Source organism: Streptomyces sp. NPDC005281, assembly GCF_040607495.1.
Classification (GTDB): Bacteria; Actinomycetota; Actinomycetes; order Streptomycetales; family Streptomycetaceae; genus Streptomyces.
In genome coordinates, this window is the sequence record NZ_JBEXGX010000035.1 from 34193 (window position 1) to 50875 (window position 16683).

Below are 16683 nucleotides of genomic sequence, written 5' to 3' on the forward strand. Positions count from 1 at the left end.
GGTCGCTGAATCGTGGAGAACCTGATTGCGCTGCTCATCGCGGCGCCTCTGCTCGGAGCGGCAGTACTGCTGTGCGGCGGACGGCGGCTGGACGCCGTCGGCCAGTGGATCGGCACCGTGCTCGCGGCCGCCTCCTTCGTGATCGCCGTCGTGCTGTTCGCCGACATGCTGGGGAAGAGTCCGGACGACCGGACCTTCACGCAGCATCTGTTCAGCTGGATCGCCGTCGGAAACTTCAAGGCGGACGTCGGCTTCCAGCTCGACCAGCTGTCGATGACGTTCGTCCTGCTGATCACCGGAGTCGGCTCGCTGATCCATCTGTACTCGATCGGGTACATGGAGCACGACGAGCGCCGCCGCCGCTTCTTCGGCTATCTGAACCTGTTCCTGGCGGCGATGCTGCTGCTCGTCCTCGCCGACAACTATCTGCTCCTGTACGTCGGCTGGGAGGGCGTCGGCCTCGCCTCGTACCTGCTGATCGGCTTCTGGCAGCACAAGCCCAGCGCGGCCACGGCCGCCAAGAAGGCCTTCCTGGTCAACCGCGTCGGCGACATGGGCCTGTCCATCGCCATCATGCTGATGTTCACGACCTTCGGGACCTTCGCCTTCGGGCCGCTGCTCGGCACCGAGGGGCACTCCGGGATCGTCGGGGACGCCACCGAGGGCAAGCTCACGGCCATCGGCCTGATGCTGCTGCTCGCCGCGTGCGGCAAGTCGGCCCAGGTGCCGCTCCAGTCCTGGCTCGGGGACGCGATGGAGGGCCCGACGCCCGTCTCGGCCCTCATCCACGCCGCCACCATGGTGACCGCGGGTGTGTACCTGATCGTCCGCTCGGCCGCCGTCTTCAACGCGGCGCCCGACGCACAGCTCGTCGTCACCGTCGTGGGCGGGGTCACCCTCCTGTTCGGTGCGATCGTCGGTTGCGCGAAGGACGACATCAAGAAGGCGCTCGCCGGCTCGACCATGTCGCAGATCGGCTACATGGTGCTGGCGGCGGGCCTCGGCCCCATCGGCTACGTCTTCGCGATCATGCACCTGGTGACGCACGGCTTCTTCAAGGCCGGGCTCTTCCTCGGTGCCGGTTCGGTCATGCACGGCATGAACGACGAGGTCGACATGAGGAAGTTCGGCGGCCTCAGGAAGTACATGCCGATCACGTTCGTGACCTTCGGCCTCGGCTATCTCGCGATCATCGGCTTCCCGGGCCTGTCCGGCTTCTTCTCCAAGGACAAGATCATCGAGGCGGCCTTCGCCAAGGGCGGCACCGAGGGCTGGATCCTCGGCGGCGTGGCCCTGCTGGGCGCGGCGATCACCGCGTACTACATGACGCGCGTGATGATCCTGACCTTCTTCGGGGAGAAGCGCTGGCAGCCCGACGCCGAGGGTCACGAGCCGCACCCGCACGAGTCGCCCAGGTCCATGACGATCCCGATGATCGTGCTGGCCTTCGGGTCGGTGTTCGCGGGCGGCTTCTTCAGCATCGGCGACCGCTTCGTGCACTGGCTGGAGCCCGTCACCGGGCACTCGGAGGGCGACTCGCCCGTGAGCGCCCTGACGGTCACCCTGGCCACCATGGTGCTGCTCGTCGTCGGTGCCGGCATCGCCTACCTCCAGTACGGACGCAGCTCCGTCCCGGTCGTCGCCCCGCGCGGCTCCCTGCTCACCCGCGCCGCCCGGCGCGACCTGTACCAGGACGACTTCAACCACGTCGTGCTCGTACGCGGCGGTGAGCACCTCACCCGCTCCCTTGTGTACGTCGACCACACCCTGGTCGACGGAGTCGTCAACGGGACGGCTGCCTCGGTGGGCGGCCTCTCCGGGCGGCTGCGCAAGCTCCAGAACGGCTATGCGCGCAGTTACGCGGTCTCGATGTTCGGCGGCGCGGCGATCCTCGTCGCCGTGACCCTGCTGATGAGGGCGGTCTGATACCGATGTCCTTTCCTCTGCTGACAGCGACGGCGGTGCTCCCGGCACTCGGGGCGGTCGCCACGGCCGCCGTGCCGGCCGCGCGGCGCGTCGCGGCCAAGTGGCTGGCGCTGCTCGTCTCCCTGGGAACACTGGCGCTGGCCGCGGTCACCCTGGTGCGTTTCGACCCCGGCGGCGCCCGCTACCAGCTCACCGAGTCCCACGCCTGGATCGCGGACTTCGGGGTGCGCTACCAACTGGGCGTGGACGGCATCGGGGTGGCACTCGTCGCGCTCACCGCACTGCTGATGCCGTTCGTGATTCTGGCGGGCTGGCACGACGCCGACCCGCAGGAGACGGGCAACAAGAGGTGGCGGCCGACGCAGGGCTTCTTCGCCCTGATCCTGGCCGTCGAGGCGATGGTGATCATCTCCTTCGAGGCCACCGACGTCTTCCTCTTCTACATCTTCTTCGAAGCCATGCTGATCCCGATGTACTTCCTCATCGGAGGCTTCGGGGACCGGGCCCACGAGCACGGCGACGAGGCGGCGGCCACACAGCGGTCGTACGCCGCGGTGAAGTTCCTCCTCTACAACCTGGTCGGCGGCCTGATCATGCTGGCCGCCGTGATCGGCCTCTACGTGGTGGCGGGAAGCTTCTCGCTCCAGGAGATCGTCCAGGCGCGGGCCAACGGGTCGCTGCACATGGCGACCAGCACCGAGCGGTGGCTCTTCCTCGGCTTCTTCTTCGCCTTCGCGGTGAAGGCGCCCCTGTGGCCGCTGCACACCTGGCTGCCCAACGCCATGGGTGAGGCCACCGCGCCGGTCGCCGTCCTGATCACGGCGGTCGTCGACAAGGTCGGCACCTTCGCGATGCTCCGCTTCTGCCTCCAGCTCTTCCCGGAGGCGAGCAAGTGGGCGACGCCCGCGATCCTCGTGCTGGCGCTGATCAGCATCGTCTACGGGGCGCTGCTCGCCGTCGGGCAGCGGGACATCAAGCGGCTGGTCGCCTACGCGTCGATCTCGCACTTCGGGTTCATCGTCCTGGGCATCTTCGCGCTGACCACGCAGGGTCAGTCGGGCGCGACGCTCTACATGGTCAACCACGGGATCTCGACCGCCGCCCTGATGCTGGTGGCCGGCTTCCTGATCTCGCGGCGCGGCTCGCGTCTCATCGCCGACTACGGAGGGGTGCAGAAGGTGGCCCCGGTGCTCGCCGGCACCTTCCTGATCGGCAGCCTCGCGACGCTCTCGCTCCCCGGTCTCGCGCCCTTCGTGAGTGAATTCCTGGTCCTGGTGGGCACGTTCACGCGCTACCCGGTGGTCGGCATCATCGCCACCTTCGGCATCGTCCTCGCCGCCCTCTACACCCTCGTCCTCTACCAGCGGACGATGACCGGCCCGGTCAAGGCCGAGGTGTCCGAGATGCCGGACCTCAGGGTGCGCGAGCTCCTGGTGGTCGCCCCGCTGATCGCGCTGCTGATCTTCCTGGGCGTCTACCCGAAGCCGCTCACCGACATCGTCAACCCGGCGGTCAAGCAGACCATGTCAGACGTACACAAGACGGACCCCCAGCCCGCGGTGGAGGCGGCCAAGTGAGCGCATCAGCCGTCCACAGCCTGTGGACAACAGCGGCAACCGCGGCCGAGCCGATCTCCAAGATCGATGCACCGAAGATCGAATATGGGCAATTGTCGCCCACTTTGATCGTCCTCGGTGCGGCGGTCCTCGGGGTTCTGGTCGAGGCCTTCGTGCCACGCAAGTCCCGTTACTACGCACAGGTGTTCGTCGCCGTCGTCGCACTGGCCGCGGCCTTCTCCGCGGTCGTCGCGCTCGCGTCGGACGGATACGGCACCACGAAGGCGCACATCGCGGCGATGGGTGCGATCGCCGTCGACGGACCGGCCCTGTTCCTCCAGGGCACGATCCTGCTCGCCGGAATCCTCGGCGTCTTCACCTTCGCCGAACGGCGCCTCGACCCCCAGACGCACGGAAACCGGGTCGACGCCTTCGCCGCGCAGGCCGCGTCGGTGCCCGGCAGCGACAGCGAGAAGGCCGCCGTGAAGGCCGGGTTCACCACCACCGAGGTGTTCCCGCTGCTGCTCTTCGCGATCAGCGGCATGCTGGTCTTCCCCGCGGCCAACGACCTGCTGACGCTCTTCGTCGCGCTGGAGGTCTTCTCCCTGCCGCTGTACCTCCTGTGCGCCGTGGCCCGCCGCAAGCGGCTCATGTCGCAGGAGGCGGCGGTCAAGTACTTCCTGCTCGGCGCCTTCGCCTCCGCGTTCACGCTCTTCGGCATCGCCCTGCTGTACGGCTACGCGGGCTCGGTGTCGTACGCGACGATCGCGCATGTCGTCGACGGCACGGTCACGAACGTCGACCCGGCGCTCGCCGGCACCATGGGCAACGACGTACTGCTGCTCATGGGTATGGCCCTGGTCGTCATGGGCCTGCTCTTCAAGGTCGGCGCGGTGCCCTTCCACATGTGGACGCCCGACGTCTACCAGGGCGCGCCGACCCCGGTCACCGGCTTCATGGCGGCGGCGACGAAGGTGGCGGCGTTCGGCGCGCTGCTGCGCCTGCTGTACGTCGTCCTGCCGGGCATGCGCTGGGACTGGCGGCCGGTCATGTGGGCCGTGGCGATCGTCACCATGCTGGGCGGTGCGATCGTCGCGATCACCCAGACCGACATCAAGCGGCTCCTGGCGTACTCGTCGATCGCACACGCCGGGTTCATCCTCGCGGGTGTCATCGCGACCTCGCCGGACGGTGTCTCGTCGGTCCTCTTCTACCTGGGCGCGTACTCCTTCGTCACGATCGGCGCCTTCGCCGTCGTCACGCTCGTACGGGACGCGGGAGGAGAGGCCACGCACCTGTCCAAGTGGGCGGGTCTGGGCCGCAGGTCCCCGTTGGTGGCCGCGGTGTTCGCGGTCTTCCTGCTGGCCTTCGCCGGTATCCCGCTCACCTCGGGATTCGCCGGAAAGTTCGCCGTGTTCAAGGCGGCGGCCGAGGGCGGCGCGGGCGTGCTGGTCGTGATCGGTGTGATCTCGTCGGCGATCGCGGCGTTCTTCTACATCCGCGTGATCGTGCTGATGTTCTTCAGCGAGCCGAAGCCGGAGGGGCCGACGGTCGCCGTGCCGTCGCCGCTGACCATGACGGCGATCGCCGTCGGTGTGGCGGTCACGCTGGTGCTTGGCGTGGCGCCGCAGTACTTCCTGAACCTGGCGAGCCAGGCCGGGGTCTTCGTGCGCTGAGCAAGGGCCTTTCGCGGCTCGGGCCCCGCTCCCTCCGGGGAGCGGGGCCCAAGTCGTTCTCAGCGGGCGGTGCGGGCCGTGCCCATGGAACCCATGGAACCCATGGAACCCATGGAACCCATGGAACCCATGGAACCCATGGAACCCATGGAGCCGGTGTGCGCGGTGGACGACGAGCCGGTGTGGGCTGTGGGCGACGACCCCGTGTGGGCTGTCCCGGACGAGCCGGTGTGGGCCGTGGGCGACTTGCCGGGGTGGGTCGGAGCGGCCGTGCACTTCACCCTGGGGTTCCAGCGGTCGAACAGCCCGTTGGGATTCTGCTTCCAGAGCCAGACGTGCAGGTCGTAGTGGATCGGCATACCGGGGTAGTGACCCGGCATCGGACCGTCGAACTTCTGGCCGCCGAACATCGACGGCCGGTCCTTGCTGGTCTTCATGTTCTGGTCGGAGTCCAGCACGATCCACTCGACACCGGCGAGCCTGCGCTTTCCGTTCGTGCCGTCCTCGAAGAGGAGAGCCGAGGGCTTCGCCGGATCGAGCGAGCCGTAGCGGGACTCGTTGAAGTAGTGGTAGCCCATGCTGCCGTGCCCCGCGGGATCCGTGGAGCACCGGTTGGGGACGTATCCGTCGGCGACGGCGACCTTCTCGTCGAGGTATTTGACGCTGGCCAGGTACGCCGTGGTCAGATCGCGGATGGCTTTCGGGTCGACCGGGCGGTCCCCGGCCGGGGCGGGGCCGGCGGACAGGGCGAGCGACGCGGCGGCGGCTGTCACGAGGGTGATGGCGGTCCTGAGGGGACGCTGGGACATGCGAAGACTCCTAGAGACACGAGAGAGGCGTACGGACTGCACGGGTCCGTCGGCTGCGGGCCCCCTCCTCCCGCCCGAGCAGCATGGCCCTCGGCCCCGAAGCGCCGCCATGCGAGCGGGGCCAACGGGTTGAACCCGGCCGGGGCGCGCCGTGCACGGGAGTGAGACGGGGCGGGCGCCGGTACGCGGGGGAACCGATCGCTCGCAGCCTGTGGACAACTCTCGGACTGTCGGCGCGGCCCCCTATCGTGGACGCAGTGGTCGAGGTGCGACGTACGGGGGACGGAACGATGGGCGGGACGGGTGTGATGACCGAAGCGGACGCGACGGAGAAGCCGGGTGGGAGCGAGGCGCTGGGCGCCCTGCACCGGGTCTTCGGGTACGACGCCTTCCGTGGCGAGCAGGAAGCGATCATCGAGCATGTGGTGGCGGGCGGTGACGCCGTCGTCCTGATGCCGACCGGTGGCGGAAAGTCCCTGTGCTACCAGATTCCCTCGCTGGTCAGACCCGGTACGGGCGTTGTCGTCTCCCCACTCATCGCGCTCATGCAGGACCAGGTGGACGCGCTGCGGGCGCTGGGCGTGCGCGCCGGCTTCATGAACTCCACGCAGGACTTCGACGAGCGGCGCGTGGTCGAGGCGGAGTTTCTGACCGGAGAGCTCGACCTGCTCTATCTGGCCCCCGAGCGACTGCGTCTCGACAGCACCTTGGATCTGCTGTCCCGCGGGAAGATCTCCGTCTTCGCGATCGACGAGGCGCACTGTGTGGCCCAGTGGGGCCACGATTTCCGTCCGGACTATCTGGCGCTCTCGCTGCTCGGCGAACGCTGGCCGGACGTCCCGCGCATCGCGCTGACGGCCACCGCCACGCACGCGACGCACAAGGAGATCACCCAGCGCCTGGGCATGCCGGCGGCCCGCCACTTCGAGGCCAGCTTCGACCGACCCAACATCCAGTACCGGATCGTTCCCAAGGCCGACCCGAAGAAGCAGCTGCTGTCCTTCCTGCGCGAGGAGCACGCGGGCGACGCCGGCATCGTGTATTGCCTCTCGCGCAACTCCGTTGAGAAGACAGCCGAGTTCCTCTCCCGCAACGGCATCGAGGCCGTGCCTTACCACGCGGGCCTGGACTCGGGCACGCGTGCCACGCACCAGTCCCGCTTCCTGCGGGAGGAGGGCCTCGTGGTGGTCGCCACCATCGCCTTCGGCATGGGCATCGACAAGCCGGACGTGCGGTTCGTCGCCCACCTCGACCTGCCGAAGTCGGTCGAGGGCTACTACCAGGAGACGGGCCGCGCCGGCCGGGACGGACTCCCCTCCACGGCCTGGATGGCGTACGGCCTTCAGGACGTGGTCCAGCAGCGCAAGATGATCCAGGGCTCGGAGGGCGACGAGGCGTTCAGACGCCGGGCCGCCGCCCATCTGGACTCGATGCTCGCCCTGTGCGAGACCGTCCAGTGCCGGCGCTCCCAGCTCCTGGCCTACTTCGGCCAGGACCCCGACACCCCCGCGTGCGGAAACTGCGACACCTGTCTGACGCCCCCGGAGACCTGGGACGGCACGGTCGCGGCGCAGAAGCTGCTGTCCACGGTGGTGCGCCTCCAGCGCGAGCGGGGACAGAAGTTCGGCGCGGGCCAGATCGTCGACATCCTGCTGGGGCGGAAGACCGCCAAGGTGATCCAGTTCGACCACGATCAGCTGTCCGTCTTCGGTATCGGCGAGGAACTCGCGGAGTCCGAATGGCGCGGTGTCGTAAGGCAGTTGCTGGCCCAGGAGCTGATCGCGATCGAGGGCGAGTACGGAACGCTGGTGCTGACCGACGGCAGCGGGACCGTGCTGCGGCGCGAGCGCGACGTGCCGCTGCGCAAGGAGGCGCCGAAGCTGGCCGCGTCCCGCTCTTCGGCGCCCAAGGGCGAGCGCAAGGCCAAGGCGGCGGCGGTCGAGCTGCCCGCCGAGCTCGTTCCCGCGTTCGAGGCGCTGCGGGCCTGGCGCGGCGAGCAGGCGCGCGAACAGGGCGTCCCCGCGTACGTCATCTTCCACGACGCCACGCTGCGGGAGATCGCCACGGTGTGGCCCGCCTCCGTGAAGGATCTGGGTGGTATCAGCGGGGTGGGCGAGAAGAAGCTGGCCACGTACGGCGAGGGTGTCATCGGGGTGCTCGCCTCGCTGGGCGGCGGCACGCCCGCGGCCCAGCCCGCCCCTGGAAGACCCGAGTCCGCACCGGCTCGGGCGACTGCCGCGGGACCGGATCCGGACTGGCCCGAGCTGGACCAGGAGCCGGAGCCCGAGGACTGGATGTAACGGGCTCCACGCAGGAGTCCGGGGACCGGGGCGCCGCGCCCGGGGACAGAGGGCGCCGCTCCGCCGACCTGTTCTGTCTCCGAGGGGCACGGTGGCCAGGGCTCTGGCCACCGTGACACGGACCTCGTTCCCGCCGGGAGACGGAGAGCTCCGCCGTAGTCCTTGCCGAGGTGCCTCCCGTGGAGACTGCTGGAGCTCTCCGCGGGGGCGGCGCTCGCAGACCTCTACTGGGAGGACTCTCGCAGACCTCTACTGGGAGACGGCCTGCGTGATACGACCCCGGACCTCGCCGAGGCCCACCCTGGTCCCACCCGGCCCGGGTGCCCAGGCCGTCAGGGTGACCTCGTCGCCGTCCTCGAGGAAGGTGCGCTTGCCGTCGGGGAGTTCGAGGGCGTCGCGCCCGTTCCAGGTGAGTTCGAGCAGAGAGCCGCGCTCGCCCTCTGAGGGGCCGCTGACGGTCCCGGAACCGTAGAGGTCACCGGTGCGCAGGGAGGCGCCGTTGGCCGTCATGTGGGCCAGCTGCTGGGCGGCCGTCCAGTACATGGTGGAGAAGGGGGGTTCGGAGACGACGTGGCCGTTGATGGCCACGGAGATCCGGAGGTCGTAGCCGCCGGGTTCCTCGGAGGCGTCGTCCAGATAGGGGAGGAGGGGGCGCGTGCGGACGGGCGGTGGGACGAGGGCGTCGTCGAGGGCGTCGAGCGGGGTGATCCACGCCGACACGGACGTGGCGAAGGACTTGCCGAGGAAGGGGCCGAGCGGGACGTACTCCCAGGCCTGGATGTCGCGTGCCGACCAGTCGTTGAGCAGGCAGAGGCCGAAGACGTGGTCGCGGTAGTCACCCAGCGGGACCGGCCGGCCCTGTTCCGAGGGGGTGCCGACGACGAAGCCGACCTCCGCCTCGATGTCCAGGCGGACGGACGGACCGAAGACCGGGACGGCGTCCGTGGGGGCCTTGCGCTGGCCCGAAGGGCGGACGACATCCGTGCCGGACACCACGACCGTGCCGGAGCGGCCGTGATAGCCGATCGGCAGGTGCTTCCAGTTGGGCGTGAGGGAGTCGGCGGCGTCCGGGCGGAAGATCTGGCCCACGTTCCGGGCGTGGTTCTCGGAGGCGTAGAAGTCGACGTAGTCCGCGACGGTGAACGGGAGGTGCAGTGTCACGTCGGACAGAGGGTGGAAATGCGGAGCGAGCGTCTCCCGGTGGGCCGGGACGGTCACCCAGGCCGTCAGCGCGCGCCGGACATCGGACCAGGCGGTGTGCCCCGCGGCGAGCAGCGGATCCAGGGAGGGTTGTGCGAGGAGCCCGGCGTAGGGGGAGCCGAGCGAGCGGGCGGCGGCGCCCGCGTCGAGTACGTGGTCGCCGAGCCGTATGCCGACGCGCCGCTCGGGGTCGCCGGCCTGGTCGGTCAGGGAGAATACGCCGTACGGCAGGTTGTGCGGGCCGAAGGGATCGCCCTCGGGGACATCGAAGGGGGGCATCGGTTGGTGCCTCGCTTTCGGGTTCGTACTCGCCATGTGATCCATGCGTTCCACGTGTTTCATGTGGTCGGGGCACACGTTACGGGGGAGGGACCCCGCTGCGGCAGGGCCTAAAGGGTTTGCAATGTCCGAATTGGCCATATCGGACGCGGCGATTCCGGCTCGACGCCTCTCGGAAACCGTCGCATTGGGCTCCGTTCGGCACCGGCCCAGACATCGCCACCGCCACCGCCGCTACCGCCACCGGCACAGACACCGGCACAGGTACCGGGCCCGTGCCGGGCGGCCCGTGAGCGGTGGTGCGCCGAAATCGGGTGCTCGGTACGGCTCGTCGGTTCCCGGCCCTTGATGTACGGCTCGGGTTCCGGGGCGTGCTGTTCGCTCGTGTCCTGAGCCGTGCTGTTCCGGACTGCTCGCGGCGGTCTCGCCGGGCCCGTGACGTGCCTCGCAGGCGGGGTGGAGTCCGACTCCGGCCGGGCGGTTCGGCGAGTGCGGGACCGTGAAATCGGCTGCCCTGCCTGGGTGTTGTCGAGGCAGAGGTGCTGGTTGCCCTTCATGCAGGGGGCGTTGGGGTGTTGTGGTCGGTCGTGTTCGGGAAAGTCGGTGTGGGCGGAAGCGGAGCCTGGGTGATCCGAATCGGTCGCAACGCGCTTACCGCCGTGCGGTGAACGGCGTTGCTGACGGGATACCGGACGTCGTCCGGTTCACGCCGGGCCGATGAGTCGTCGGATCCGTATTCTTCGGATCATGGCCGCTCCGACTGCATATTCACTCATCGCCACTGACCTGGACGGAACGCTGCTGCGCGGCGACGACACACTCTCCGACCGGTCACGCGCCGCGTTGGCGAACGTGACCCGGGCAGGTGCCCGCCATCTCGTGGTCACGGGCCGACCCGCACCGCGTGTGCGCCCGCTTCTCGATGAACTCGGCGGCGAGGGACTGGCGGTGTGCGGGCAGGGGGCGCAGCTCTACGACGCCGGCACCGACCGCATGCTGTGGTCGGTGACCCTGGACAGAGAGCTGGCGGAGACGGCGCTCGGCAAGATCGAGGCGGAGGTCGGGATGCTGTACGCGGCGGTCGACCAGGACGGGGTGGACGGGCTGACGCTCATCGAGCCGGGGTACGTCATGCCGCATCCGACACTGCCGGCGGTGCGGGTGCCACGCCGGGACAACCTCTGGGCGGAGCCGATCAGCAAGGTGCTGCTGCGCCACCCGTCCCTGTCCGACGACGAGTTGGCGTCAGCGGCACGGGGAGTGGTCGGTTCGCTGGCGACGGTGACCATGTCCGGGCCCGGCACCGTCGAACTCCAGCCATGCGGGGTGACCAAGGCGACGGGCCTCGCTCTCGCCGCGGCGCACCTCGGTCTCACCCCGTGCGCGACGCTGGCCTTCGGTGACATGCCCAATGACATCCCGATGTTCGACTGGGCGGCCCGAGGTGTGGCGATGGCCAACGCGCATCCGGAACTGAAGGCGGTGGCCGACGAGGTCACGTTGTCGAACGAGGACGACGGAATCGCGGTGGTCCTGGAGCGCCTCTTCGGCTTCTAGCGCCACCGCCGCACCCGCCCGCACGCTTGCCCGCGCGCACCTGTTCGCGCGCCTGCCCGCGCACACCCGTCAGCCCGCACTCCGCCGGTGCGCGTCGTCGCCCGCCCGGCGACGCGTCCGACACGCGCGCCGGGCCACGACGCAACCGCACCCGCCGACGGTCCGAGAAGGCGCCGTCGGCGGGTGCGGTGAGAAACGGGGGTGCGGGGTGGATCAGTAGGCGCCGTTGACGTTGTCGATGGAGCCGTAGGTCTTGGCCGCGTAGTTGCAGGCGGCGGTGATGTTCGCGACCGGGTCGTAGATGTTCATCGACGTGCCCGAGACGTGGTACGCCTGGAACGTGGGGTCGATGACCTGGAGCAGGCCCTTGGAGGGGATGCCCGCGGCGGCGTTGGAGTCCCAGTTGTTGATGGCGTTGGGGTTGCCGGAGGACTCGCGCATCACGTTGCGGTAGATGCCGTCGTAGCTGCCGGGGATGCCCGCCTTGGCCATGACGTCCAGGGACTGCTTGATCCAGCCGTCGAGGTTGTTGCTGTACGACTTGACGGAGGCCTGGGTGGCGGTGGTCACCTTGGACTTGGCGACGGCGGCGGTGGCGGTGGCGGTGGTCTTCGCCGTGGTGCGGACGGTCGTCGACCCCAGCGACTTCGTGCCGACGGTCAGCTTCAGGCCCGGACGGATCAGGGCGGGGTTGTCGCCGATGACCGCGCGGTTCGCCGTGTACAGCTTCTTCCAGCCGCCGCTCTTGGGGTACTTCTGCGCCACCTTGGACAGGGTGTCGCCGGCGACCACCTTGTAGGTGACGAGCTGCACGTTGGGGACCACCGCGGTGTGGGCGGTCTTCGCGACCTGGGGGGCCTGCGCCGGAGTGGCGGCGCTGGCGCCGGTCGCGCTCACGAGCGGAAGGGCGAGGGCGATGCCGCCCGTTCCGGCGGCGATCATGCCCCGGGTGATGACGTTGGTCTTCATGCGACGGTGCTTGGCTCGTACGGGCATGGCGAATTTCCTCTCCGACGCCTGCGAGGTGAGCTGTCGGGTTCGGGCGGGAGATGCCCGGCCGCGCTGTGAGCGCGGCTTCACCCCAAGCCGGTCCGGTATGTACGGATCGGCGGCTTACCTGTGGTTCCCCCGCTCCTGCCGTGGCGTGGGTCGATGGGTTGCCGGGCGGCGGCAGGATTCGGCGATCCGCCCGGGGTCGACCAGAACGTATGCGAGAGCACATGTCCGAAACAAGACGAGATTTGACCGCGAAGATCGCTTTCGCCTGGTTAAGGCGAGGGTAAAAAGTCCGATTGTGCCGGAATTGGATCCTCAACTTGCCTTTGGCGAAGGGGTTGGGTCGAGAACGGTGCGCGGCGGCGGTGCGGCACGCCGGTGACTCAACTCACGAGACCAAAGAGCATTAAGGCGGCATGAGGGGTAAATCGGGCATCAGGCGTGGGTCGGTGAGCGCCGGCGGGCTCTTCGGAGGGGGCCGATCGGCCCCTGACGCGACGGGAATTGTGGCGTGGGACACGTCGGGGCGGGCCCCGTCCGGGGCCCGAGCCGTCCGGGCGGGACCGCCGGCCGGAAGCGAGCCGAACCCAGGCGGACGCCAGGTGAAGTGCGGCTCTTTTCAACGGCGTTCGGTGTGCACGCGAGCGAGGGAACGCGAACTCCCTTGCCTGTGGCTCGTGTCGGCTCGGTCAGCCGGCCGTGCGCGGGATTCTCTTCTCCCAGGTCCGGTGGAAGACGACCTCGCCGCCGTCCTTGCAGACGAGTTCGTCGGTCGTGATGAAGTCCCGCGCGTCGCAGGTGAGTGCGGAGACCGTCTCGACTCGGGCGTCCCACGGCAGGTCCGGGCGGTGCAGCCGGATCGACCACGCCGAGCGGGCGCCGGCGGACAGCGGGTCCGGTGAGTCGATCGTGTACGTCTCCCGGGCCTCCTCCGTGTATTCGAGGCCGTCGGGATGGACGTGGGTGCCGCCGTGGCCCGGGTCGGTCTCCAGGCGCCAGGTCTCCGCGGCCACGTCGCGCAGGACCAGGCGCCGCGGCCGGGACTCGTCCAGGGTCTCGGAGACGGTCACGCCGAGGGGTTCGTACTCCTCCGGCTCCCCGAAGGTGATCGAGGGGTCCGACTCCCGTGTCCGTACCGGGAGTTCGAGGACGCTGCCGATCGGCTCCAGGGTGAAGCCCGCCTCCGAGCCCGGCTGGGGCCAGATCCAGGGCCAGTACGCGGAGGAGACGCCCAGCCGGATGCGGTGGCCTGCCGGGAACGCGTAGCCGATGGCGTTCAGGTCGAGCACCACGTTCTCCGCGGTGCCCGGTTTCCAGGGCACAGCCTGTTCGGGGCCCTGGCGCGCCGACAGGTTCAGGGCGCCCCGGGTGACCAGCGTGGACGCTCCGTCCGGCGCCACATCGCAGAGCCGGGCGATCACCTGCCCCCTGGGTGACGCGGACGTCAGCCGCAGATTGACCCGGGGGCGGCCCAGCACCCAGGTCTCCTCCGTCACCTGGAACTCGAAGCAGGCCGACCGCGCGTCCTCCTCCCGCTGGTCCGGCGGCAGGTCGCCGTCGTCGCCCAAGGGGAAGAGGCGGCCCGCGTCGACCCCCGTGTGCTGCGGGGACCGCACCGGCACCGGGGTGCCCTGGAGCGCGTACGCGACCGGGGTCACCGAGGGTGAGGGCCAGGCGGGGTCGCCCACCCAGCGGCCGGGGATCCGCGCGTACACGGTCGCCGGAGGATGCGCGTCCATCACGTACGAGCGCAGCAGGGGGACGGAGAGCGCGTCCGTCTCCTTGTCCTTGAGCCAGTGGTCCCACCAGCGCAGCGTCTCCTGGAGGAAGCCGATCGCCGGTCCGGGCGGCAGGTCCCGGTCGGGGTAGTGGCGGGACCAGGGGCCGATGAGACCTCGTACGCGGTCCGGCGGCAGGTTCCGCACCAGGCGCAGCACCGTGTCGCGGTGCGGGTCGTGCCATCCGCCGACCGCGAGGACCGCCGCGCGGATCGCTCCGTACTCCTCGCGGACACTGCCGTGGCGCCAGTACGCGTCCCTGGTCTGGTGCGCCAGCCAGGTGTGGGCGGAGGGGGTGACCGCCTCCAGCCGCTTCTCCCACATGTCCCGCCACATCCCCTCGCCCACGTGCGCGGGGTCCGGCGGCCGGGCGGCGGAGGCGAGCAGTGCGGCCGACCGGGCGTGCGTGTCGACGGCGAGGACGGAACCTCCCGCATGGTGCACGTCGTTGTCATAGAGGTCGTCGGTCGAGCAGACCGTGACGATCGCCTTGAGCGGCTCGGGTGCGCGGGCCGCGACCCGGAGGGAGTGGAAACCGCCCCACGAGATGCCGAACATGCCGACCCGGCCGGTGCACCAGGGCTGGGCCGCCAGCCAGGAGACCACCTCCACCCCGTCGTCCGGCTCGGTCCCCGGGTGCTCTTCCCCCGGCACCCCCTCCGAGTTTCCGTGGCCGCGCGCGTCCACGCGGACGGAGGCGTAGCCGTGCCCGGCGTACCAGGGGTGGCGCTGCCGGTCGCGCGGGGCCGTCCAGTCGGTCAGGCGATACGGGAGGTACTCGAGGAGCGCCGGTACGGGCTCCTCGGTCAGCGGCCGCCAGATCCGGGCGTACAGAAGGGTGCCGTCCGAGAGAGGGACGAGGACGTCCTCGTGAGCGGTCTCGTAGGGGAAGGACGTACGGATGTGCATGAGCGTCACCTCGGGGGACGGAATGCATCGTGCGGCACGGCCGGAGAGCGGGGGACCGTCCGGTCCCGGCCGTACACGGGTCGGGCGCGGCCGTGGGACACGGTCACCCCTTCCGGGTGCTTCTTCGCGTGTCATCTCAAGTCGGTTCAGATCATCTGATCATGAACATACCGTCCGTGCTCGGGTGGCGCCCGGGAGTCGGGGTACACGCCATTGGGGCACCCAGGTGCTTCGCGTGTGCCTTCCGGGTGTACTCGCGTATACCTCCTGGCGGAGCGAAGTGGGCCGGGGGACGGTGGGCGCTCGCGGTGATCGAAACCTGACCGGATACGCTGACTTGAGTGATGGCAGCGACACATCGACAAACCGTGTCATCGACCGAATGATCGACCGAGTTCGCCATGTGATCGTCAGCAGACAGGAGAACCTCTCGTGACCGTCGTCGGGCCGTTCGGGCTGAGCGTGCGGGACCAGGCTCTCGAAGCCGATGTCCAGGCCGGATTGGCGGCTGTCGAGGAGGGTTTGCTCGAAGCCACCAAGAGCGAGGTCCCGTTCATCACGGAAGCCGCCCAGCACCTCGTGCGGGCCGGCGGGAAGCGGTTCAGGCCGCTGCTCGTGATGCTCGCAGCGCAGTTCGGCGACCCCTACGCGCCGGGTGTCGTGCCCTCGGCCGTGGTCGTCGAGCTGACCCATCTCGCCACGCTCTACCACGACGACGTGATGGACGAGGCCGAGGTCCGGCGCGGGGTGGACAGCGCCAACGCCCGCTGGGGCAACTCGGTGGCCGTCCTCACCGGCGACTTCCTCTTCGCCCGTGCCTCGTACATCCTGGCCGACCTCGGGCCCGAGGCCGTCAGGATCCAGGCCGAGGCGTTCGAGCGGCTGGTGACCGGGCAGATCCTGGAGACCGCGGGGCCGCGCGACGGCCGCGATCCGGTCGATCACTACCTCGACGTGCTCGGCGGCAAGACCGGGTCGCTGGTCGCGGTCGCGTGCCGGTTCGGCGCGATGATGTCGGGCGCCGACGAGACGGTCGTGGACGTGCTGACGCAGTACGGCGAACGGCTGGGGGTCGCCTTCCAGCTCGCGGACGACGTCCTCGACATCGCGTCCGACTCGCGCGAGTCCGGCAAGACGCCGGGGACGGATCTGCGCGAGGGCATCGCCACGCTGCCGGTGCTGCGTCTGCGCGAGCGCGCCGAGCGCCTGGGACTCGCCGAGGACGTCGCACTCTGCGAGCTGCTCGACTCCGACCTGACGGACGACGCGCGTCTCGAGGAGGCGCTGGCCCGGCTGCGGGAGCACCCCGCGCTGGAGCAGGCGCGCCGGGACACCGTGCGCTACGCGGAGGAGGCGCGCTCCGCGCTGGCCCCGCTGCGCGAGTGCGACGCGAAGGCCGCGCTGGTCGAGCTGGTGGACGCCGTGGTGCACCGCGCCGGCTGAGACCGGCCCTGAGGTGCGCCGGTACGGCTGAGACTCGCTCTGTGGTGCCCGGACGCGGCTGGACCGGCCCGGAGGTGCGCCGGTACGGCTGAGACCCACCCTGCGGTGCCCGGGCGCGGCTGGACCGGCCCTGAGGTGCGCCGGTGCGGCTGAGACCTACCCTGCGGTGTTCCGACGCGGCTGGAGCGTGCCCTGAGGTGCGCCGCTACGGCTGAGGCCCACCCTGAGGCAGCCCCGACGCGGCTGAAGCGGCC

At 69.9% G+C, this 16683-nt stretch carries 10 protein-coding genes and 1 riboswitch; of the genes, 6 read left to right on the forward strand and 4 right to left on the reverse strand.

All coding sequences use genetic code 11. The features are described 5' to 3' along the window. The first annotated feature begins 12 nt into the window (after positions 1-12). From nuoL to nuoN, 3 genes are read left to right on the forward strand one after another with little or no spacing between them, the layout of a single operon-like run. Positions 13-1926 (forward strand): NADH-quinone oxidoreductase subunit L, encoded by a 1914-nt coding sequence (gene nuoL, locus ABZV42_RS35010; RefSeq protein ID WP_355983084.1) that lies wholly within the window; start codon positions 13-15, stop codon positions 1924-1926. A 5-nt stretch (positions 1927-1931) separates the two neighbouring features. Then, positions 1932-3503 carry an NADH-quinone oxidoreductase subunit M gene (locus ABZV42_RS35015; RefSeq protein ID WP_355983082.1) on the forward strand — a complete coding sequence of 524 codons (1572 nt, stop codon included), beginning with the start codon at positions 1932-1934 and terminating at the stop codon, positions 3501-3503. Next, positions 3500-5158: an NADH-quinone oxidoreductase subunit NuoN gene (gene nuoN, locus ABZV42_RS35020; RefSeq protein ID WP_355983080.1), complete on the forward strand. Its 1659-nt coding sequence runs from the start codon at positions 3500-3502 to the stop codon at positions 5156-5158. Before ABZV42_RS35015 ends, nuoN begins: the two co-directional genes overlap by 4 nt. Before the next feature lie 59 nt (positions 5159-5217). Here the strand turns inward: nuoN and ABZV42_RS35025 are convergent, their stop codons facing one another. After that, entirely contained in the window at positions 5218-5967 is a 750-nt protein-coding gene (locus tag ABZV42_RS35025; RefSeq protein ID WP_356055486.1) for a hypothetical protein, read from the reverse strand. A gap of 290 nt (positions 5968-6257) precedes the next feature. On the opposite strand from ABZV42_RS35025, the gene recQ reads away from it, so the two are divergent. Continuing rightward, a complete protein-coding gene (gene recQ / locus ABZV42_RS35030; protein ID WP_356055524.1) occupies positions 6258-8267 on the forward strand; it encodes a DNA helicase RecQ in 2010 nt (669 codons plus the stop codon). A gap of 249 nt (positions 8268-8516) precedes the next feature. On the opposite strand, the gene fahA is transcribed toward recQ, so the two are convergent. Beyond that, positions 8517-9746, reverse strand: coding sequence for a fumarylacetoacetase (fahA, locus tag ABZV42_RS35035; RefSeq protein ID WP_356055488.1), 1230 nt, complete (start codon positions 9744-9746; stop codon positions 8517-8519). A gap of 747 nt (positions 9747-10493) precedes the next feature. Here fahA and ABZV42_RS35040 point away from each other — a divergent pair. After that, positions 10494-11303 carry a Cof-type HAD-IIB family hydrolase gene (locus tag ABZV42_RS35040; protein WP_356055490.1) on the forward strand — a complete coding sequence of 270 codons (810 nt, stop codon included), beginning with the start codon at positions 10494-10496 and terminating at the stop codon, positions 11301-11303. A gap of 213 nt (positions 11304-11516) precedes the next feature. On the opposite strand, the gene ABZV42_RS35045 is transcribed toward ABZV42_RS35040, so the two are convergent. Together ABZV42_RS35045 and ABZV42_RS35050 are read right to left on the reverse strand one after the other, a co-directional pair. Beyond that, a complete protein-coding gene (locus tag ABZV42_RS35045; protein WP_356055492.1) occupies positions 11517-12299 on the reverse strand; it encodes a transglycosylase SLT domain-containing protein in 783 nt (260 codons plus the stop codon). Positions 12300-12302: 3 nt separating this feature from the next. Next, positions 12303-12458: riboswitch (cyclic di-AMP (ydaO/yuaA leader) on the reverse strand. Positions 12459-12988: 530 nt separating this feature from the next. Then, a complete protein-coding gene (locus tag ABZV42_RS35050) occupies positions 12989-14986 on the reverse strand; it encodes a CocE/NonD family hydrolase (protein WP_356055494.1) in 1998 nt (665 codons plus the stop codon). 432 nt (positions 14987-15418) lie between these two features. Between ABZV42_RS35050 and ABZV42_RS35055 the strand changes: the two genes are divergently transcribed. Further along, positions 15419-16429 (forward strand): polyprenyl synthetase family protein, encoded by a 1011-nt coding sequence (locus ABZV42_RS35055; RefSeq protein WP_355983068.1) that lies wholly within the window; start codon positions 15419-15421, stop codon positions 16427-16429. Positions 16430-16683 lie beyond the last annotated feature (254 nt).

Bases quoted from the DNA above. Each gene is read 5' to 3' on its own strand.
- ABZV42_RS35015 (WP_355983082.1), top strand. From the start codon at position 1,932: ATGTCCTTTCCTCTGCTGACAGCGACGGCGGTGCTCCCGGCACTCGGG.
- ABZV42_RS35025 (WP_356055486.1), bottom strand. From the start codon at position 5,967: ATGTCCCAGCGTCCCCTCAGGACCGCCATCACCCTCGTGACAGCCGCC.
- recQ (WP_356055524.1), top strand. From the start codon at position 6,258: ATGGGCGGGACGGGTGTGATGACCGAAGCGGACGCGACGGAGAAGCCG.
- fahA (WP_356055488.1), bottom strand. From the start codon at position 9,746: ATGCCCCCCTTCGATGTCCCCGAGGGCGATCCCTTCGGCCCGCACAAC.
- ABZV42_RS35040 (WP_356055490.1), top strand. From the start codon at position 10,494: ATGGCCGCTCCGACTGCATATTCACTCATCGCCACTGACCTGGACGGA.
- ABZV42_RS35045 (WP_356055492.1), bottom strand. From the start codon at position 12,299: ATGCCCGTACGAGCCAAGCACCGTCGCATGAAGACCAACGTCATCACC.
- ABZV42_RS35050 (WP_356055494.1), bottom strand. From the start codon at position 14,986: ATGCACATCCGTACGTCCTTCCCCTACGAGACCGCTCACGAGGACGTC.